Origin of the sequence: Arthrobacter sp. efr-133-R2A-63 (assembly GCF_030209795.1) — a bacterium.
GTDB classification, from domain to species: Bacteria; Actinomycetota; Actinomycetes; order Actinomycetales; family Micrococcaceae; genus Arthrobacter; species Arthrobacter bambusae_A.
This window is the reverse complement of record NZ_JARVRG010000054.1, coordinates 1-18699: the sequence shown is the minus strand read 5'-3', so window position 1 is coordinate 18699 and position 18699 is coordinate 1. Positions and strand designations below refer to the sequence as shown.

The 18699-nt window shown below is 62.8% G+C and carries 21 protein-coding genes and 1 pseudogene; 2 read left to right on the top strand and 20 right to left on the bottom strand.

What is annotated here, in order from left to right:
- Positions 1-274, top strand: a pseudogene (locus QRN45_RS20555) (hypothetical protein); the annotation flags it as partial.
- A gap of 279 nt (positions 275-553) precedes the next feature.
- Here QRN45_RS20555 and QRN45_RS20550 read toward each other — a convergent pair.
- From QRN45_RS20550 to QRN45_RS20505, 10 genes are all read right to left on the bottom strand, one after another.
- Positions 554-1384 (bottom strand): permease prefix domain 1-containing protein, encoded by an 831-nt coding sequence (locus tag QRN45_RS20550; protein ID WP_284764521.1) that lies wholly within the window; start codon positions 1382-1384, stop codon positions 554-556.
- Entirely contained in the window at positions 1333-1656 is a 324-nt protein-coding gene (locus QRN45_RS20545) for a PadR family transcriptional regulator (protein WP_241709365.1), read from the bottom strand. The genes QRN45_RS20550 and QRN45_RS20545 overlap by 52 nt, the downstream gene beginning before the upstream one ends.
- An 81-nt stretch (positions 1657-1737) precedes the next feature.
- Positions 1738-2517 carry an enoyl-CoA hydratase/isomerase family protein gene (locus QRN45_RS20540; protein WP_284764519.1) on the bottom strand — a complete coding sequence of 260 codons (780 nt, stop codon included), beginning with the start codon at positions 2515-2517 and terminating at the stop codon, positions 1738-1740.
- An 11-nt stretch (positions 2518-2528) separates the two neighbouring features.
- Entirely contained in the window at positions 2529-3764 is a 1236-nt protein-coding gene (gene paaE, locus QRN45_RS20535) for a 1,2-phenylacetyl-CoA epoxidase subunit PaaE (RefSeq protein ID WP_284764518.1), read from the bottom strand.
- A 10-nt stretch (positions 3765-3774) separates the two neighbouring features.
- Entirely contained in the window at positions 3775-4314 is a 540-nt protein-coding gene (gene paaD, locus QRN45_RS20530; RefSeq protein WP_264637981.1) for a 1,2-phenylacetyl-CoA epoxidase subunit PaaD, read from the bottom strand.
- Positions 4315-4322: 8 nt separating this feature from the next.
- Positions 4323-5267, bottom strand: coding sequence for a 1,2-phenylacetyl-CoA epoxidase subunit PaaC (gene paaC / locus QRN45_RS20525; protein WP_284764516.1), 945 nt, complete (start codon positions 5265-5267; stop codon positions 4323-4325).
- Positions 5264-5593 carry a 1,2-phenylacetyl-CoA epoxidase subunit PaaB gene (paaB, locus tag QRN45_RS20520; protein WP_241709361.1) on the bottom strand — a complete coding sequence of 110 codons (330 nt, stop codon included), beginning with the start codon at positions 5591-5593 and terminating at the stop codon, positions 5264-5266. The genes paaC and paaB overlap by 4 nt, the downstream gene beginning before the upstream one ends.
- Complete coding sequence (gene paaA / locus QRN45_RS20515; protein ID WP_241709360.1) at positions 5590-6585, bottom strand: 1,2-phenylacetyl-CoA epoxidase subunit PaaA; 996 nt, start codon at positions 6583-6585, stop codon at positions 5590-5592. Before paaA ends, paaB begins: the two co-directional genes overlap by 4 nt.
- A gap of 451 nt (positions 6586-7036) precedes the next feature.
- Entirely contained in the window at positions 7037-7429 is a 393-nt protein-coding gene (locus tag QRN45_RS20510; RefSeq protein ID WP_350309796.1) for a hypothetical protein, read from the bottom strand.
- A 239-nt stretch (positions 7430-7668) separates the two neighbouring features.
- Positions 7669-8868: a sensor histidine kinase gene (locus QRN45_RS20505; protein ID WP_306874452.1), complete on the bottom strand. Its 1200-nt coding sequence runs from the start codon at positions 8866-8868 to the stop codon at positions 7669-7671.
- 755 nt (positions 8869-9623) lie between these two features.
- On the opposite strand from QRN45_RS20505, the gene QRN45_RS20500 reads away from it, so the two are divergent.
- On the top strand, positions 9624-10442 hold the full coding sequence (locus QRN45_RS20500; RefSeq protein WP_284764513.1) for a response regulator transcription factor: 819 nt from the start codon (positions 9624-9626) through the stop codon (positions 10440-10442).
- 10 nt (positions 10443-10452) lie between these two features.
- On the opposite strand, the gene QRN45_RS20495 is transcribed toward QRN45_RS20500, so the two are convergent.
- The 10 genes from QRN45_RS20495 to QRN45_RS20450 all read right to left on the bottom strand — a co-directional run bounded on the left by QRN45_RS20495 (position 10453) and on the right by QRN45_RS20450 (position 18384).
- Positions 10453-10908, bottom strand: coding sequence for an Hpt domain-containing protein (locus tag QRN45_RS20495; RefSeq protein ID WP_284764511.1), 456 nt, complete (start codon positions 10906-10908; stop codon positions 10453-10455).
- Between the two features lie 126 nt (positions 10909-11034).
- On the bottom strand, positions 11035-11919 hold the full coding sequence (locus tag QRN45_RS20490; protein WP_284764508.1) for a type II secretion system F family protein: 885 nt from the start codon (positions 11917-11919) through the stop codon (positions 11035-11037).
- A gap of 8 nt (positions 11920-11927) precedes the next feature.
- A complete protein-coding gene (locus QRN45_RS20485; RefSeq protein ID WP_284764507.1) occupies positions 11928-12860 on the bottom strand; it encodes a type II secretion system F family protein in 933 nt (310 codons plus the stop codon).
- A gap of 7 nt (positions 12861-12867) precedes the next feature.
- Entirely contained in the window at positions 12868-14394 is a 1527-nt protein-coding gene (locus tag QRN45_RS20480; RefSeq protein ID WP_284764506.1) for a TadA family conjugal transfer-associated ATPase, read from the bottom strand.
- A complete protein-coding gene (locus QRN45_RS20475; RefSeq protein ID WP_078107731.1) occupies positions 14394-15587 on the bottom strand; it encodes a CpaE/TadZ family protein in 1194 nt (397 codons plus the stop codon). Before QRN45_RS20475 ends, QRN45_RS20480 begins: the two co-directional genes overlap by 1 nt.
- Positions 15584-16357: a Flp pilus assembly protein CpaB gene (gene cpaB, locus QRN45_RS20470; protein ID WP_284764504.1), complete on the bottom strand. Its 774-nt coding sequence runs from the start codon at positions 16355-16357 to the stop codon at positions 15584-15586. The genes QRN45_RS20475 and cpaB overlap by 4 nt, the downstream gene beginning before the upstream one ends.
- 33 nt (positions 16358-16390) lie before the next feature.
- Positions 16391-17425, bottom strand: coding sequence for a Tad domain-containing protein (locus QRN45_RS20465; protein WP_284764503.1), 1035 nt, complete (start codon positions 17423-17425; stop codon positions 16391-16393).
- Positions 17413-17787 (bottom strand): TadE/TadG family type IV pilus assembly protein, encoded by a 375-nt coding sequence (locus QRN45_RS20460; RefSeq protein ID WP_078107728.1) that lies wholly within the window; start codon positions 17785-17787, stop codon positions 17413-17415. Before QRN45_RS20460 ends, QRN45_RS20465 begins: the two co-directional genes overlap by 13 nt.
- A gap of 96 nt (positions 17788-17883) precedes the next feature.
- Positions 17884-18111, bottom strand: a complete 228-nt coding sequence (locus QRN45_RS20455; RefSeq protein WP_284764502.1) for a Flp family type IVb pilin — start codon at positions 18109-18111, stop codon at positions 17884-17886.
- 45 nt (positions 18112-18156) lie between these two features.
- Positions 18157-18384, bottom strand: a complete 228-nt coding sequence (locus QRN45_RS20450) for a Flp family type IVb pilin (RefSeq protein ID WP_284764501.1) — start codon at positions 18382-18384, stop codon at positions 18157-18159.
- Positions 18385-18699 lie beyond the last annotated feature (315 nt).

Sequence of the window (18699 nt, the reverse complement as noted above, 5' to 3'; positions counted from 1 at the left end):
CTGCGAAGCCTGCAACCACACCAAAGAACTCCCCGGCTGGACAGCACAAACCGGGCCAGCACAAACCCGGACAGCAACAACCGGCCCCGGAACACGGCACCTCCTCGACATCCGCACCCCCACCGGACACCACTACCGATCCACAGCGCCGCCCCTGCCAGGCACCGAGTCATCTGCCACCGTGCCACCACGTTCCAAACACCACCGGAGGCTACTACGCCACCAAGCCAAGGCGCTGAAATACGCCCATCTCACGGAACTCCGAGTCGCTTGAGACTCCAGGCCGCCGTTGCTGCCCGGCATTCCTGACTTCCGGGGTCCTGGTTAGCCGGCCGAAGTTTGCTGCGGGCCAAGCCCTCCCGCGCCAAAAGCACGGTGCCAAAAATATCCGCCAGGAAGGTGGATCATCCCGCGGAGAGGGCTGCGGCGGCGGGGACACATCTTCGTTCGCATCGGGCCCGGGCGGCCTCAGCGCCCCTGCGGCGGCAATCCACCGGACCGTGCCTACAACGGCTGCCCGTGTTCGGGCGCCATCAAACACCACTATGCGGCCCTAGGAACCCTGGGGTTTCATGCGCATGCTGCGCAGGGCGGCTACCGCGAACACGACGGCGAGGGGCAGGGCGACGACGACGGCGCTCAGCCACGCCCCCGTGCCCTGCCAACCCTGGACGGCGGCGTTGAGGGCCAGGACGCCGGTCCCCGCGGCGGCGAGCAGGAAAGCCGCGGCCGCGAGCGACGGCGCGAGGCCTGCCGGGAGCGCGGCGTCGCGCGGCAGGAGCCGCCAGATAAGCAGGAGGACCAGGCCAAGCACCCCGAGGACCACGCGGTATTCGACCACCTCGCCCCAGTGGTGTTCAGCGGCGGCCTGGGCACAGTCAAGGCCAGCGTAAGGAGCCTGCAGAACCGCACACCTCGCGGCCGTGTAGGCCACGCCCGGGAGGTCGCCGGCCACGAAGCCTGCGCCCCAGATCCGGCCGAACAGCTCCGACACGACGCCGCTCACGCCCACGGCGATCGCGCCAACAGCCGCGAGGCCAACCAAAGGGCGCACGAATGCTCGCAAAGGCAGTCTGGCGACGTCGCGAAGTGACGGGCGCAGGACCGGCGTCACGGTGCCGACCGGGCCGAAGCGGCGGACGGCCTCGCGCTCGGCGTCCTCCGGGTCCAAGCCTTGCCCGCGGAGCCGGGCTGCGCATTCGCGCAAATGCGCCTCGGTCTCAGCGAGGAGCCTGCGCGCCGCGGCGGGATCGCCGTCGCGCGCAGCCACGAACAGCTCGTCGAGGTATGCGTCGATGGGCCCCTCGTCGGCCCCGGCGCTGTTCCCCGCGTTCACGATGCCGCCCCAAGAACGCCCCGCACCGCCGCCGAGAAGCCTCTCCACTCCTCCACCTTGCGGGCAAGCTCGGCGTGCCCGGCCCCGGTGAGCGCATAGACGCGACGGCGGCCGCCGTCGTCGTCCGCCCAGCGGCTCGCGACGCACCCCGCCGCCTCGAGCTTGTGCAGCGCGGGGTAGACCGAGCCCTCCTGAAGCTCAATCCGTGCGCCGCTGCGCTCGTGAATGCGCGCGATGAGCGCATAGCCGTGTGCCTCGCCCGCTCCGAGCGAGCTGAGCAGCAGCAGGTCAAGCTGTCCGTTCACTGAACTTCGTCCCATACCTAGAGAGTCTAGGTATGGGACGGAGTGCTGACAAGATCAAAGGACCGGGTTATCCGCGGCTGTACACCCGGCCCCCTGCTAGCCCTTGAAGACCGGCGCCCGCTTCTCCTGGAACGCACGGAAACCTTCGGCGTAGTCCTCGGTCTTGCACAGCCGGGCTTGTTCGTCGTTCTCTTCGGACATGGCGGCCCACAAGCCCAGGCGCTGATCGCGGATATGGGCCACGAGCTCCTTGCTGGCCGTGAATGCACCGGTCGCCCCAGCCGCAACCCGCTCCACGATGATCCGGGTGGCCTCCAGCAGGGCGTCGTCGGGCATGACCCGGCTGAACATTCCCTGTGCCACGGCCTCTGCACCGCTGATCAGGTCCGCGGTGTAGATGAGGTCCAAGGTCCGGTGCATGCCCAGGCGTTCCGTGAAGTACCAGTGCCCGCCCGAATCCAAAGTGGCGCCCAGCTTGGCGAACGGCGAACCGAACTTGGCAGTCTCCGCCACGTACACCACGTCCGTGGCCAGCAACAGGCCGAGCCCGACGCCGAGGCACGCGCCGTGCGCTGCCGCGAAGGTCGGGGCCGGGAAAGCTGCCATCTTCTTGAGCAGCGGCTCGACGAGCCCGTTCAAGTACGCCTGCGCGTCGTCGTTCTCCGGGGTCACGCCCGCAATGTCGCGTCCCGCGCAAAAGGCGCGGCCCTCTCCGCGAAGGAGCAGCGCCCGCACCATCCCGCGGGAGGCGGCGGCAGCGGCGTCGTCGTACGCTCTATCCAGTTCGGCAAGCGCTGCCTCGTCAAGCGAGTTCAGCTTTTCCGGGGCGTTGAGGACAATTTCGGCGATGCCGTTGGCGATGGAGAGCTCGATCATTCGTTTATTCCTTAGACGTCGAAATCGACCGTGACGGATTCACTGGTGGGGTGGGACTGACAGGTCAGCACGTAGCCCTTGTCCAACTCATCCTGCTCCAAGGCGTAGTTCTCGTCCATGCTGACCGTCCCGGAGACCAGTTTGGCGCGGCACGTGCCGCACACGCCACCGGCGCACGCGAACGGAACGTCCGGGCGGACGCGCAAGGCGGCGTTGAGGATGGATTCCCGCGCGTGGGTGGGGCTGGCGACGTCGCCGGTCAAACCATCCAGCGTGAAGGTGATCTTGAACGTGTCCTTCGAGTCGTCCTCCACAACGGGCCGGCCGGCGTTGCCCTCGGGGCGGTCCGGGCGGCCGGTGGTGAAGAGCTCGAAGCGGACGTGCTCGGGCTCAACCCCGCGGGCTGCCAGGGTATCCCGGCACAGCTGGACCAGTTCAAACGGCCCGCACAGGAACCATTCGTCCACATCCTGCGCGTGGATGGCGGTGCCCAGCAGCTGCTGGAGCTTCTCGGCGTCGATACGGCCCGTCATGAGGGGCGCGATGCGCTGCTCGCGGGACAACACATGGTGCAGCGCCAGTCGCGAGGGGTACTTGTCCTTCAGGTCCGCCAGCTCCTCGAGGAACATGACGTCCATCGCGGCCTTGTTGGCGTAGATCAGGTCGAAGCGCGTCTCCGGGTTCGCGGCCAGCAGCGTGCGGGCGATCGCGATCACCGGGGTGATGCCCGAGCCCGCGGCGATGGCCACGAAAGAACCGGCGTCGCCGAACTCCCCTGCCATGTTCTCCGGATTGTTCATGGAGTTCATGACATTCTGCTGGACAGTCTTGCCGTCCTTGCCATGCTTCGAAATGAACGCGCCCATCGGGCTCATGACATCCAGGGTGTCGCCGGCCTTGAGCTCCGCATTCGCCCAGGTGGAGAAGATGCCGCCCAGGTCCTTCTTGATCGCCACGCGGATCTCGCTGCTGCCGTCGGCGAAGCTGCGAGGCTCTGCGCAGATGGAGTAGCTGCGGCGGACCTCGCGGGGCTCCCCGCTCTCGTCCGGAAGCGTGGTCCGGAGCGCCACATACTGGCCGGGAAGGTAGTCGTACTGGCCGGCGAGTTCCGACGGAACATCGAACGTGACCTCGATGGCGTCTTCAGTCAAGCGGCGGACTTCCGAGACGCTGAGGGAATGAAAAGACGCACGACGGCGGCCGGTGGCCTGCGCTTGTTCGGCTGCGGTCTGGCGGACAACGGGCATGTCGGATTCCTTACAGGACTTTGAAGTAGTCGAACGGTTCCTTGCAGTCCTGGCAGACGAAGAGCGCCTTGCAGGACGTGGAACCAAAGCGGGTGAGTTCCTTGGTGTTCAGCGACGAACACTGGGGGCATTTCACGGCAAGGTTGAGCCGCACTTTGCCGGCATGTCCCCCGGCTGCGGCCCTTCCGGACGGCGGCGCGATGCCGTATTCCTGCAGCTTGGCCTTGCCGCGCTCAGTCATCCAGTCCGTGGTCCAGGCCGGAGCCAGGACGAGCTCGACGTAGACGCTCGGGTAGCCCTCTTTGTGGAACGCGGTCTTGAGGTCGTCGCGGATGGCGTCCATCGCGGGGCAGCCCGAGTAGGTCGGCGTAATGGTGACCTGGACCGCGGGGACCAGCCCGCCGTCGTCGAACAATTGGACGTTGCGGAGGATCCCCAGATCCTCGATGGTGAGGACCGGAATCTCGGGATCGCAGACCGTGGCGGCAATCCCCCAGGCCTTTTGCTCGGCGGTCTGTTTGGCCTGGGTTGGTGTCTCGTGAACGAACATGTCCACCGTCACCAGCTTGCGCCGGGGTGTTCGCGGGCCAGCACCTGCATCTCGGCCAGCAAGTAGCCCAAGTGCTCGGAATGCTTGCCCTGGCGGCCGCCGCCCAAGGACTGCGGGATACGTTCGAGGTTGAGTTCGTCGTCGAGGCCGGCTTCGCTCAGGATTTCTCCGGTGAGGTGGTCGAAGTCCGCGCGGAGGCTGGAGGGCTGCACGCCTGCTCCGCTTTCCGCGAGGCGCGCCGTGAGCTCGTCGTCTTCGAAGAGTTCTTCGACGTAGGGCCAGACGAGCTTGAACGCCCGGACGATACGACGGCGGGACTCTTCCGTCCCGCCGGCAAGCCGGAGGACCCACTGTGCGCTGTGATCGCGGTGGTAGTCGACCTCTTTGAGTGCCTTCGCGGCGATGGCCGCGATGGTGGCATCCGTGGAACCGGTCAGCCGCTTGTACAGCTCGAACTGGTAGTAGCTCACGATGAATTGCCGGGCGATGGTGACGGCGAAGTCCCCGTTCGGCTGCTCGAACAGGTGCGCTGAGCGGAACTCGTGCTCCCGGCGGAAGTACGCCAGATCGTCCTCGGACTTGTCCCATGCCGCGCCGGCGTAGGTCAGGAAGGAACGGGCGTGGCCGAGCTGGTCGAGGGCGATGTTGCCCAGGGCGACGTCTTCCTCGAGCTCAGGAGCCCGGGAGATCCAGTGCCCCAGGCGCTGGGCGAGGATCAGTCCGTCGTCGCCGATGCGCAGGGCGTATTCCGCGACGTCGTCGCTCGGCTTGACTTGTCCCCTGCGGATTTCGAGGGCAATGTCCTCGGGGCGCAAGGCGTTTCCGGGGGTGATGCGCGTGGCGCTTGCGGAACCGTCTCCGGAAGCACCTGCGCCCTTGACGCCGACGGAAATGTCGCCGTGGCCTTCGATGGAGAAGTCTTTGTTTTCGTTTTCGTCTACCGGGGCGGTCACAGGTGCTTCACGCCTTCGCTCTTGGTGTAATACGTCGCATGGCGGTAGTCCTTGCCTTGCGGGGACTCGAAGAAGGAGCCCTTGGAGTCCGGGTCACTCGAGGAAATAGCGTCGGCCGGAACCACCCAGATGGACACGCCTTCGTTACGGCGGGTGTACAGGTCGCGGGCGTTGCGCAGCGCCATCGCCGCGTCGGGTGCGTGCAAGGATCCAGCGTGGACGTGGGACAGGCCGCGGCTGGAGCGGACGAAGACTTCCCAGAGGCTCCAGGGAGTTTCGTGGGGTTCGTTGGCCTGGTTCGCCTCTGGCGTGGCTGGGGTGCTCATGCTGCGTATTCCTTCTCTGCTTGCTTGCGGGCGTACTCGGCGGCCGCTTCGCGGACCCAGGCGCCGTCGTCGTGCGCTTCACGGCGGCGCTCAAGCCGCTGCGCGTTGCAGGGACCCTTCCCGGCGAGAACGTCTTTGAACTCGTTCCAGTCGAGGGGGCCGTGCTCCCATTTCTTGGTTTCTTCGTTGAAACGGATGTCCTTGTCCGGGAGCGTGAGGCCCAGGACCTTGACCTGTTCCACCATCATGCCGACGAAGCGGCTGCGGAGCTCGTCGTTGCTGAACCGCTTGATGTTCCAGGCCATGGACTGCTTGGAGTTGGGCGAATCATCGTCGGGTGGGCCGAACATCATCAGCGCCGGCGCGTACCAGCGGTTGACGGCATCCTGGGCCATCGCCTTCTGGGCGGGCGTCCCGTTGGACAGTTCAAGGAGGATCTCGAAACCCTGGCGCTGGTGGAACGACTCTTCCTTGCAGATGCGCACCATTGCGCGCCCGTAGGGGCCGTAAGAAGCACGGCACAGGGGAACCTGGTTGCAGATCGCGGCACCGTCCACCAACCAGCCGATCGCACCCATGTCCGCCCAGGAAACCGCGGGGTAGTTGAAGATGGACGAGTACCGGGCCCTGCCGGCGATCAAGTCGCTGGTCATCTTGTCCCTGCTCTGGCCAAGGGTCTCCGCGGCCGAGTAGAGATACAGGCCGTGGCCCGCCTCATCCTGGACCTTGGCCATGAGGATGGCCTTGCGCTTGAGGCTCGGAGCCCTGGTGATCCAGTTGGCTTCCGGCTGCATGCCGATGATCTCCGAGTGCGCGTGCTGCGAGATCTGGCGGAGCAGGGTCTTGCGGTAGGCCTCCGGCATCCAGTCGCGGGGTTCGATGCGCGAATCCTCGGAGATGATGCGGTCAAAGTACGCCTGACCGGCCTGTTCCCGCTCAAGCTCTTCTGGGGACAGCTCAGCGGGCACAGACTGCAGATTCTGCGATGCCATGGTTGCTCCTAAATATTTACCGACCGTTCGTTCAGAATATGCGGAAGGCGCGAGATGCGTCAAGCGTTCGGGTCGCTTGGGGGCGTCAACCGAACGCTCGCTCACCTATACGGCCCCCTCCCCCAACGCCCGCTCACATATATGGCTCACTTCCCCGACGCCCGCTCACCTATACGGCCAAACGCCGGAACGCCCGCTCACATCAAGTGAGCGAGCGTCGGCAGAAAACGCCTCAAAGGTGAGCGAGCGTCTGAGGGGAACGGCACACAAGGCGGGACGACGGCGCCACCGGACTGCCGCCGTCGGGCGCCAAGGCATTGTTCCCAGCGCATCAGCCCGGAACGCCCGCTCACATATAGGGCCAAACGCCGGAACGCCCGCTCAGATCAAGTGAGCGAGCGTCGTCGGAAAACAGCCTAAAGGTGAGCGAGCGTCCGGGGAGGTTAGGCGCTTAGGCTGACGCCGACGCCGGGACGAAGGCGGGTCGCGGCGTCAGTTGCTTCCGCGCCCAGCGGGCCAGCTTCTTGCCTTTGCCTTTCCACCAGCTGTCCTCGTCCTTGTCCTGGTGCCAGCGGAAGATGATCATCACGATCACGAAAACGCCCATGGCCACGTCGGTCCAATTCCATTGGATTGCCTTCGCCAGGACGCTGACGCCCATGACGAGAATCGACGGCACCGCCAAAGTCCTGAAGATGGTGTTGGCGACGTAACGTCGATGCGATCGAGGCACGGACACGGCACGGACCATGTCGAAACACACGCACACCACCACCATTGCCTGGCCGAAGTCCATCAGGATCAGCCCGGGCAACGACCCGGCGAACATCGCTGCCGCGCTCAACGGACTGCCTCCGTCGCTGTGGAACTGACTGTGAGACGCGGGAAGGGCACAACGGAATTGCAGAAAGCACACATACGGATAACCCCCAGAGACCAGGAACTGCGTTTGAGACCAACTGAGTTCCATTGAATCGGCTGCCTCTAGGGCCGGTCACGAGTAGTGGGTACTCTAATTTGCCCGGTCGGCTACTTGCACGGCTGGCCGCTACCCGCTCCGGGATCCGGTCTTGCAGTGCCGGCTTAGTACAGCGCCGGCATGTCTGTCTGGGACGGCTCTTGCGGCGGTCCAGCCGGCAGTGCCACCGTGAAAGTGCTTCCGCTGCCGGGCTCGCTGCGGCAGGAGATGCTGCCTCCGTGTCGCTCGACGATGGACTTGGTGATGGACAGCCCGAGGCCGACGCCGGGAATCGCGGCCTGACGGGCGGCGTTTGTCCGGAAGAACCGGGTGAAGATCCTGGCCGACTCGTCAGTGGTCATGCCCATTCCCGTATCTTTCACTTCAAGCCGGACCCAACCGTCGTTCCGCTCCGCCCTGACGGTCACCAGTCCGCCACCGGGCGAATACTTGATGGCGTTGGACACCAGATTGTCCAAGGCCTGTCCCAGCCTCAAGGGGTCGGCGTTTGCCCACAGGGGTGCAGGAACGTCGGCGACGAGGCCCACGTGGGCGGCGTCGGCCTGTGCGCGTGCAGAAACCAGGCTATTTTCGACCAACCCTGCCAAATCCGTGCGCCTCAGATGTACGCTCTCTACTGCCGCGGCCGACGAGAGCAGGTCCTCCACCAGGGCCCGGAGCCGCTCGGCATTCCGCTCCGCAATTTCCAATCCAAGCCTTGTTGCTGGTTGGAGTTCCTGGGCGCCGCGCAGCACAAGATCAATGTTGCCCAAGATCGATGTCAGCGGAGAACCGAATTCGTGCGAAACGTTGGCAACCAATTCGTCCTTGGCGGCAAGGGCATCCACAACATCCGTCACGTCTTTGAAAACGATCACCGCACCGCCAAACCCGTCGTCGACGTCGCTCTTCATACCCCGCGCGGCGGTTGAGATGACCCGTTGGTCGGTTCCGGCGCCGAACCAAAGGAGATAGTCGGAGAATGTTTCCCCTTGAACGGCTCTCCGAACGGGGCCCTTTTCAAGCGGAATCGGCGTCCGCCTATCCTGGCCAAAAACGAGCCAGTCTCGTTCCGCGGGACCCCGCGAGCCTCCCGCGGGCATCGCCATCTTGAGGAACGCCTTTTGTTGATTGTTGATCAGGAGGGTTTCGCCCTTCGAATCGACGGCGACAATTCCGACGTCGATCGTGTCCAGGATCGTCTTGAGCAGCGTTTCCCGCTCCCGGCTGGCAGCCAACAATTGCCGCAGGGACTGGTCGCGCTGGCTTACCCGCCGTTGCTGGAGACGGGCATTGGAGCCAGCCAAGCGAATGGACACTGCCATTGCGAACATCATCAGCGGTAATAGCAGCACCGAAGAAATGTCCGACGGCGTGGGACGTGGCAAGTGCGTAACCACTGGCGGAAACGCAATGACAAAAGGACCCACAAAACTGAGGACCAGGCTTGTCTTCGAAAGCATGCCTGAGGCAGACAACCAGATCACGGGAAAGATAGCCAAAGTGATGAGGCCCGGTATTGCGCTGAAAGCGCCGTTTCGGGTGAACCAGAGGGCGACAAAATCCAAAACGGGGATTGCCAGGCCCGCACTCGGCGACAATCGCTCCCAGGGAACCAGCAGGCAGCCAAGGAACAGCGCCCCATGAAGGAAAACCCCGGTAACAAACAGCCAATTCTGGATTAACCCTGGCCAAACAGTTGGGGCTGCGATCGCAAGGCCGGCGACGATGAGCGTTAGTGGTAATTCGCAGACAGCCAAGCGGGCACGAGGTGTGAGTTTTCGGAAGAAACGGGCGGCCGCGCGGAAAAATGGCTGCTCACTCAAAGTCAAGACCCTTCCTTGGAGAATCGCGAACCAATTACCGCTCCGCGCGCTTCCCGAAGGAAGCACCCGGAGCCCACTATTCCCCCAAGGAACCACAATACGACGGCCCAAACCATCCAACTGGAAGTTCGAAGCATGCGCTTAATCCACATATTAGATGCCAGATGGCTTCAATGCTTGTATCGTGAGTATTTGGGTGGCATTTACCGCATTGCGCTGGGCTGTGCGGCGATGTGCACCCTCGAGGATGTTCTATGAGCGAGCCTGGGGTAGCTGTAGTCATTGAGGATGACGAAGACGTGCGAAATCTGGTCGACGCCATCCTTAAAGAAGCTGGATTTGTGGTGCACTCTGCCGCCACCGGACGCGAAGGCGTGGAGGTCGTGCGGGACCACCACGCCACCGTGGTGACGCTCGACGTCGGGCTTCCCGATATGGACGGCCACGAGGTCCTGCGTCGGATTCGGCAATTCAGCGACGCATATGTGGTGATGCTGACGGCCAGGCGCGACGAGCCGGACACGTTAACCGCGTTCCTGACCGGCGCAGACGACTACGTCAAGAAGCCGTTCCTGCCGCGTGAATTGCGGGCCCGGGTCACGGCCATGATGCGGCGGCCCCGCGCGGACGGCAGGCTTGCGTTGCTGGAGGAGGATCGCTCTGGTTCGGTGCCCGACGGCGGTGCTAACGCCGGCGCTGTTTCGAGAGGCGCCGACGGCGGTGCTGCCGGCGTCGACCATGCAGTGATCAGGCACAATGGCTTGGCCCTGAACCACAAATCACGCACGGTGACGCTTCAAGGTTCAGCCGTGACGTTGACGCGAAGCGAGTTCGATCTGCTTCTCGACTTGCTTCGGGCCAATGGCGAGGTGCGCACCCGGGCTGACCTGGTGCGGGCGGCGCGCGGTGAGTACTACGACGACGATGCGTACATCAGCGACGCCGACGAACGGGCCGTTGAGACCCACATCGGGAACCTCCGCCGAAAGCTTCGTGAAGATCCACAATCGCCGCGCTTTTTACAGACTGTCCGAGGAGTCGGCTATCGCCTGACGCCGAAAAGTTCGGATTAGGCAGCGGCCGTCAATCGTTCCTGAGTACGTAGCTGTCCTTGAGTTCCTGGACCGTTAGGTGCCCGCATTCTGCAACTTTCTTCAGGAGCGGCCGGGCTTCACGCAGTTCGCTCTTTCGAATGCGTTCCTCCAGTTGCGCTGCAAGTACCGCGAGGCGGACGCCGCCAACCATGATGGAAGAGGTCCTGAGGCTAAGGACTGCGTTCAGGGCTGCGGCCATGTCGCCGCGCTCGACGGCGGTTGCCAGGATTTCGTATCGCTTCGCCCAGAGTTTCGCGAAGTCGCCGGCGAACGTTCGGGCGATCAGCGGATTGTCCACTTGATCTTCCAGGAGTTGGAATTCAGCCAGGTCCAGTATGGGAAGTTCGATAAGCGGGACGATTGGCAGCGCAGCGGAGTCCCCGACCGAACCCGTATGGCTGGGGTCTGAATCCTCGTTGACCTCGCTTGAACCTGAACTGAACATAGCCCAATGCTACTTTCTGAATTCCGGAAAAAACCGAACTTATGCCTATCTTAAGGAAATCTTAGGCCTTTCTTGATTTAACTTCTTTTCATCCAGCACACCCATTCGGAGAATGCGATATTGCGCTTACCCTCCGCTGAAGGTGGCTATAGCGTTGATGACGGCCGGTCCCAGGATGGCGATGAACAACACAGGGAAGATGAAGAGCAGAAGAGGGAAGAGAACCATCACCGGAAGCTTCATCGCCTTCTCTTCTGCACGTTGGCGGCGCTTAACCCTCATAACCTTCGCTTGGACCCTGAGGACCCGGCTGATGGCAATGCCGTAAGTGTCCGCCTGGATCACGGCCTGTACAAAGCTTCGGAGCTCCGGAACGTTGGTTCGTTCGGCGAGGGCGAGATAGGACTCGCGGCGGCTCCTTCCGACCTGCATGTCCTGCAGCGTCCGCACCAACTCCTCGGCCAGCGGCCCCTTCCCGTTTTCTCCGGCCCGGGCCATTGCTCCTTCAAAACCGAGGCCAGCCTCCACCGAAATCAGCATTTGGTCCATGGTATTTGCGAGTTCCAATTGCATGGCCTTTTGGCGCTCTTGCCCTTTGCTGTACAGCATTAGGTCCGGGATAAAGTATCCGAGTAATACGACAAATATCCCTACGAGCTTAAGGATTCCGCTTGAGCTGTTGGCACTGATGAGAAACCCGAAAAGTGCGCCGAACAATCCGAGCAGGGGTTTGGCAGCGAGGACGCGCCCCAAAGGGAGCGACGGCGGGCGGCCGGCCAGCGAGAGCAGCCGGTCCAGTTTCTGGACGTAGCCGCCGGGGGTCAAACGGTAGCCAATGAGCTCGAGTGCACTGCCACGACTTTGTGGACCAGCTTCGGCAATGGCTGCGCCTTGGGTCAAAAGATCCCGGACGGCACGTTGGGCTTTGCGGTCAACCGACAGGAATGACCAGGCGAGGTAGGCGATAGGCAGAGGAACCAGGACGAGGGAGGTTAGAAGAGAGGGATTCACTCGTCACCTCAAAACTTCAAGTCGATGATCTTGCGCATCCAGAGACCGCCGATCGTCATGAGAATGACTGACAAGGCGATCATTCCCCAACCAAGCGGCTGGGTGAACATCACGTTCATGTAGCCGGGGTTGACAAGCAAGAGCATGGTGACGATGCCGAAGGGAAGCGCCATCAGGATGTATCCCGAGAACTTCCCTTCCGCGGCCAAGGATTTGATGTGTCCCTTGATCTCGCTGCGTTCGCGTATGGTCTCGTTGACTTGGTCCAGGACCTCCGCAAGGTTTCCGCCCACCTCGCGGTTGATTTGGATGGCTTGCGCTATCCACACGAAGTCCTCGCTCCGCATCCGCTCCGCTGTGTCGTTCAGCGATGCCTCAAGATCGCGGCCAAGGCTTGTCTCTGTAATGATCCGGCGCATTTCCTCGGACGTCGGGCTGGCAGATTCCGTGGCGGCAGCATCGATGGCGCGGAGGATGCTGTGCCCGGCCCGCAGGCCGCCAGCCAGTAGTTGGAGCGTGTCGCCCAGCTGCTCATCGAATTTGGCGCGCCTTTTGCCGGCCAAGGAGCTCAAGATGACCCGCGCTACGAGGGGCGCCGGGAGAAAGAACAGGAAGGCCACCAACGGACCGCCGATGACCAGACCGATCAAGGCACCCACGAATGCACCGGCAATGACAAGGATGAAGAAATCCGCTTGGCTCATCCGCAGCCCGGCATTCTCCAGTTGTTCACGGTTGAAGAGCCGGATATTGCGCCTGGTCAACACCCCGTGGACTGCGTCGGCGGCAGAACCTGCAAAACGCGTCAGCTGGGAGCCCGAACCTACGTGGTAGGGCCGGCGTCGATCGAACGGAACTTCCGGAGTTTTCGGCAGGATCACGGCCACGCCGAGGAGCAGGATGGCTGAAAACATCAGGGCCATTCCGGTCAAGAGCATCATTTTCCGCTCACGTCCTTGCTGCTGTTGCTGTTGCCAGGGGCGCGGCGAATACTCCGGGAGACACATGGATACCCAAGTCATCGAAACGGTCGATGAAGCGCGGACGGATACCCGTGGGGACCGGCCGTCCCAGGAACCTTCCGTGGGCGTCGACGCCTGCCGAGTAATCGAAAACAAAGGCGTCTTGAAGGGTGACAATGTCGCCTTCCATGCCCTGGACCTCAGTCACGTGGGTGATGCGGCGCGTTCCGTCCCGCAACCGGGAGATCTGGATGATGAGATTCACCGCGGACGCTATTTGCTCGCGGATTGCCCGCAATGGCAGGTCCATTCCTGCCATGAGCACGAGGGTTTCGAGGCGCGCCACGGCGTCGCGAGGGGAATTCGAGTGCACCGTGGAGAGGGAACCGTCGTGGCCGGTGTTCATGGCCTGCAGCATGTCGAGGGACTCTCCACCGCGGACCTCGCCGACGACGATCCTGTCCGGCCGCATACGAAGCGAGTTCCTGAGCAGTTCCCTGATGGTCACGGCCCCCTTGCCCTCGGTGTTCGGTGGCCTGCTCTCAAGCCTGACCACATGTTGCTGCTGGATCTGCAGTTCCACGGCATCTTCGATGGTGACAATCCGGTTGTCTTCCGGGATGAAAGACGAGAGGACATTCAACAGTGTCGTCTTTCCGGTTCCGGTACCTCCGGAAACAATGATGTTCAGCTTCGCCTTGACGCACGCATTGAGGAGCTCCGCCATTTCGGGCGTGAGCGTTCCGAAATCGATCAGGTTCCTGATGGTCAACGGTATTTTGCTGAATTTTCGGATGGTCAGCGACGAACCGCCCACCGCAAGCGGAGGGATCACCGCATTGACTCGGGACCCGTCCTCAAGCCGCGCGTCAACAAGCGGGGACGACTCATCGATCCGGCGGCCCACTTTCGAAACGATGCGTTCGATGACTCTCCGGAGGTGCTCCTCTGAGCTGAATCCGGAGTCCGTGAGGGTCAGCTTTCCTTTTCGTTCGACGTAGATCTGGTCCATCCTGTTGACCATGATTTCGGTGACTTCCGGGTCGTCCAGCAAGCGTTGGAGCGGCCCATAGCCAAGGACGTCATCCGCCACGTCCGCGACCAGCCGGCTGCGCTCGTCCGCGGACAGCGGGACCTGTTCGGCGTCGATGATCCGGATGAGTTCTTCCCGGGCAGTTGACCGCAACTCGTGTTCGCTGACACCCGAGTCGTTGAACCTCGCACCCAGCCGTTCGAACAATGCGGTGGCGGCGCGCACCTTGAGGGCAGCGAAAGCGTCCACGGGTTGCTGGGCCCTGAGCTTCGGCGAGTCAGGGACGTCGGACAGCTTGACCGAAGTGTGGGGTTTCAGGGCGCCGCCGGGCTTCCCCGACGGAAGTGGCCTGACCTGCTGCGTCGAGTCAGCGAATGTCGGTTTAGGTGTAGAAGGTGCGCTCGCGCCAAGATCCACCCCTGGGCGGGGAGACGCTTCGGTCTTGTCCTCGGCGGCATGCAGCCGTTCAGACAGCTTCATTAGACGACGACCCTTCTGTGCAGTTTGCGCTGTGCTGTGGCACGCCACGTGGGATTGAAGCGGTCCACAAGTTGCTTGAGTCCTTTGACGGCAGGATCCTTCACCGAATCCTGGAGCACCGGAATGCCGCGGTTGGTGGAGAACGCTACGGCCTTCGATCGGGGGATGCTCACGTCAACCGGCGCGCCGACTGTCGATTCGACGTCCTGGACCGACAGCCCCGACTTGGAATCAGCCATGTTGAGCACCACGTGCCGGGTTTCGGGAAGGAGGTTCAGCCTGCGGAGGATGTCCAGCCCGGAGCGAAGGCCCCGGACGCTTGGAACGTCCATGCCGGTCACCCAGACTGCGTCCGAGCACTGCTCGAGGGCAGCGAGCCCGATTTCTGGCAGTCCGGGTGCCGTGTCGACAACCACGTACTGGAACTCATGAGCGAGCTGCTCGAGCAGCCTGCCCACTTGTTCCGGCGAGATTTCATCGGCTTCGACGGGGTCCTTCGGCGCGCACAACGCATAGATGCTCGCCGGGTGGACGGTGAGAAAGGCCTTGAGCACCAGCGAATCCTGGCTGGCCGACGGCGTGACGGCATCAGTAACGGTGTGCTCCGGGTTGAGGTAGAGCCCGGAGGCAACGTCACCGAATTGCAGGTCGAGATCCACGATCACCACGCTCATCGGCGCGATCTTGCCCAGGCCCACTGCGATGTTCGTGGCAATGGTTGTCTTGCCCACGCCACCCTTGGGCGAAAAGACGCCGATCACCAGGCCCTTCGGCGAACCCGATTGCTTTGGTTCCCCGGTGCGCTGTCGGCTGGCGAAAGACTGGCACGCGCGCTCAAGCATGACCCTTATCTGGGCCAGGTCAGCATCCGGGCTCATGATGTCGCGGATTCCCGAGCGCATGGCTTGGAGGACAAACGCGGGATCCAGTTCACTGACGAGGATCACGCTCAGTTCCGGCAACTGCACATCGAAGACCGTGGCCAGGCGAAGGGCGTCCTCCACGGGCACGTCGGGCCCGAGAATCAGCACTTCGAGTTGTTCCTGGTTGAGCGCACCGAACAGTTCTGCCGGATCGGCCGGCAAAATGCTCGTGAAGAAGGTCTGTACGCTTCCGGGCAGGCCACCTGCAACAGCTTGGCGCAACCGCTGGTCAAATTCGGTGTTGGGAGTTATGAGGACAAAACGGCTCACCTGTACACCCCGCTCTGCTGTATGACGATCGGTCCGCTGTCTTTGGCATCCAACGGCTCTTTGCTCAACCAGATCTTGGCGTACTCGGCAGCGAAGACAATCTTGGCTGCGTCCACATCACTTACCGCAACGGTGAGCAAGAGGGAACCGGTGGGAAGGCTCGTATCGCCCGGGTTGGCAGCGGCACCAGACCCGGGAGCCGGCGTCGGCTGCGGGCTTGCGGTCGCTTGGGGAGCGCGCTGCACCGCGGTCAGCAGAACCTTGGGGATGGTCAGTTGCGTGGTCCCTTTGTCCGACTTCGAGTCACTTCCGCCGCCGGATATGGAGATGAAGATGCCAACATGGTCTCCAGGAACGAGTCGTCCCCCGACAACCCGCTGGGGTTCCAACTGGAACGAGACCTCCTGAAGCCCTGCGGGCACCTTAACGTCCCCGGGGGTCTTGAGCGCGTCCGGGGCCACCAGTCTTTCCGACACCAGTGTCTCGCCGGGGACGAGGTCGACGGCGGCCACCTTGCCTGCTGCGTCCGCCAGGGTGTGTAGCGCCGTCTTGGGAACCGCCGATCCCGGGAGTTGCTGGGTGACCAGGGAATCCTTCATGGCGTCCACTGAAGTGCCGGCCGGGATGGCCGTCTTGACCACCAACACGTCAACAGGGGCCAGGTTCTGGACTGCCCGTTGATCCGCTCCTTGCGCGTAGGAAAAGACGAGAATCACCCCGACGAGTGCCAGCACTGCCGCTGCCGACCCGGCCAACAAGCGTGACTTCACTTACAACTCCTGTGCTCAAAGAACGGATGAAAACTAGGGGGTGAGGCGGACAATGGTGGCCCCGTAGGCATCTACCGGGCCCAGCGAGTAACCGTCCGCCAGCGAGACGTATTTGACGAAGCTCCCGATGATTCCGCGGCAGTTGCCGGTACACGCAAGTGCGTTGGAGACATCGGAATTCGTGTTGCGGAAGCTGTCGGGAAGGCTGTTGTTGCCGCTGAACTTCCACCCGGTTACTTTGAATGCGGCGAATGCCACAAGACCGTAAACAGCTCCGCTTCCCGTGCCAGTCACCGAATTGAACACGGGGAGCAAAACTATAACGTCACGGCCGGCCGTGATGTTGGTGGCCCAATTTTGAAGTGTGGTTGAACAGTTCGTGGGAATGCTGTTCCCTGGAGCACTGCCCCCTTCACTGGCCGCGAGGTTGATGGTTCCTCCGCACACGCCGGCATCCTGCGTGATCCAGCCGTATCCACCGGCAACCGTCGCACCTGAAGGACCGTAGTTGCAGCTGGGGTTGGCGCCGGAGCCATGGTCCTGAAGCAGCTGAAGTGCTCCACCGATGTATCCCTGAACCTGGCAGATGGAATACGCAAGGGGAAACGGTGTCTGGCCGGCGACGGCGCTCCCCCACTGAACACTCGATGTGGTCAGCACGTTGGCCGAGCTAAAGCCCAGGACGCGGGCGAAGAGGAGCGAAACGGCATTGGGCGTGCCGCCTGCCTGCTGGGACCCGGCGGTCACGGTGACTTTCCGGTTTGTCAGGTCCAGACTGATCGACTTGACGTTGTTCAGGCCATCGTTTGCGTTCTTGTTTGCGATGTCGCTGGCGACGGGGGACGTGGTGGAGCAATTCGGATCGCTCGTATTCGCGGCGCATTTCTGCGCCACGGCGAGGGCTGCGGCGTCGGATCCGTTCTGCACTTGCGCCCGTTCCGAATACAGCATGCCCGCATCCACGGCGAGGGCGGCAAAACCGAGCAGCACCACCAACATGAGCGCGACGAGGACGGCAATCGCGCCGCGCTCGCCGTCGTCGTTCTTGGGGACCATCAGCCGCCGCATACCATGACTCCTACTCCTTGCATGGGGAATGGCCCCGCGATCCCCGTGAGGGTGCTGAGGGTGTACTTGATCGTCACGGACATCTGGGCTCCGGCCGTGCAGCTGGCTGGGCTGAAGGTGAAGTTCGTGTCTGCCAGCCCTGGATTCAACGCCACCGCTGCGTTTTTTGCCGCTGTCTTCGCGGCCGTCTGGTCGTTTGAGATCGCCATGACCCGGACACCTTCGCGGGCCGCGTTCGAGAGCGACACCTGCACGTTGTAAGCCCTGCCGAATTCCATGATGCCCAGGAGCAGCATGATCAGGAGCGGCGCCAGGATGGCGAACTCGACTGCCACGGCACCGCGCTCTGAAGACCTCGGCATAGTGTTGCCCTTCCAGAGAACAGATGGTTCGGATCAAGCAGAGTGGCGGCCGCGTGAATGCCGCCGCCACTCGGGAATTGCTTGGCGTGCCGCGCCCTAGTTGCAGGCGCCCAGACCGGCGCTTGCTCCAGCGGTGTAGGTCTTACCAGTGGTCATCGAACACTGGACCTGGGTGAATGTGTCCTTGACCGTCCCGCCGAGGGCAGTGACGGCGACGATGATAACCACTGCGATGAGCGCAACCATGATGCCGTATTCGACGGCGGTCGCGCCGGTTTCGTCGCGCCGCACGTGAGACGCGGACTTTAGGAAAGCGGAAAGCATTGATGCTCCTTGTTGTCTGGTGCGAACGGGGGAAAGACGAGGGTCCTAGTTGCAGGTAGCCCCGCCGGCGGTCGTCCCAGCGGTGTAGGTCTTACCGGTGCTCATGGAACACTGAACCTTGGTGAACGTGTCGTGGACCGTCCCACCCAGTGCCGTGACGGCGACGATGATGACGACAGCAATGAGGGCAACCATGATGCCGTATTCGACGGCGGTGGCGCCCTTTTCATCACGGCGGATCCGGGATGCGGCATTGGAGAAGAAAGCAAACATGTGAAACTCCTGAGCGAGTTGGGGTGGGCTGGTCCAGCACCAGCTCACAAGCAACTTAGCAACGCCCGATACCCCGTGGAGCAGTCCTTGGGACATCCTGTGTCAAGACTCGCGATCCTACGCATTTCTTGGGTTAAACCTAGGGAAACCCGGCGATCTTGGGCATTCCCGCCGCCCCCGGCCATGGCCGGAAAACAGCGCTACACGACTCCCGCCGTCGGGCTCTAACCGACCGGTCCGCGGTCCCTCCAGGACGCTCGCTCACATATACGCACAAATCCCAGAACCCTCGCTCAGATCAACCGAGCGCGCGTC

Coding starts and splice junctions, on each gene's coding strand:
- QRN45_RS20545 (WP_241709365.1), bottom strand. CDS start 1,656: ATGGGACGAAGTTCAGTGAACGGACAGCTTGACCTGCTGCTGCTCAGC.
- QRN45_RS20540 (WP_284764519.1), bottom strand. CDS start 2,517: ATGATCGAGCTCTCCATCGCCAACGGCATCGCCGAAATTGTCCTCAAC.
- paaE (WP_284764518.1), bottom strand. CDS start 3,764: ATGCCCGTTGTCCGCCAGACCGCAGCCGAACAAGCGCAGGCCACCGGC.
- paaD (WP_264637981.1), bottom strand. CDS start 4,314: ATGTTCGTTCACGAGACACCAACCCAGGCCAAACAGACCGCCGAGCAA.
- paaB (WP_241709361.1), bottom strand. CDS start 5,593: ATGAGCACCCCAGCCACGCCAGAGGCGAACCAGGCCAACGAACCCCAC.
- paaA (WP_241709360.1), bottom strand. CDS start 6,585: ATGGCATCGCAGAATCTGCAGTCTGTGCCCGCTGAGCTGTCCCCAGAA.
- QRN45_RS20505 (WP_306874452.1), bottom strand. CDS start 8,868: ATGGCAGTGTCCATTCGCTTGGCTGGCTCCAATGCCCGTCTCCAGCAA.
- QRN45_RS20500 (WP_284764513.1), top strand. CDS start 9,624: ATGAGCGAGCCTGGGGTAGCTGTAGTCATTGAGGATGACGAAGACGTG.
- QRN45_RS20495 (WP_284764511.1), bottom strand. CDS start 10,908: ATGTTCAGTTCAGGTTCAAGCGAGGTCAACGAGGATTCAGACCCCAGC.
- QRN45_RS20485 (WP_284764507.1), bottom strand. CDS start 12,860: ATGATGCTCTTGACCGGAATGGCCCTGATGTTTTCAGCCATCCTGCTC.
- QRN45_RS20480 (WP_284764506.1), bottom strand. CDS start 14,394: ATGAAGCTGTCTGAACGGCTGCATGCCGCCGAGGACAAGACCGAAGCG.
- QRN45_RS20465 (WP_284764503.1), bottom strand. CDS start 17,425: ATGCGGCGGCTGATGGTCCCCAAGAACGACGACGGCGAGCGCGGCGCG.
- QRN45_RS20460 (WP_078107728.1), bottom strand. CDS start 17,787: ATGCCGAGGTCTTCAGAGCGCGGTGCCGTGGCAGTCGAGTTCGCCATC.
- QRN45_RS20455 (WP_284764502.1), bottom strand. CDS start 18,111: ATGCTTTCCGCTTTCCTAAAGTCCGCGTCTCACGTGCGGCGCGACGAA.
- QRN45_RS20450 (WP_284764501.1), bottom strand. CDS start 18,384: ATGTTTGCTTTCTTCTCCAATGCCGCATCCCGGATCCGCCGTGATGAA.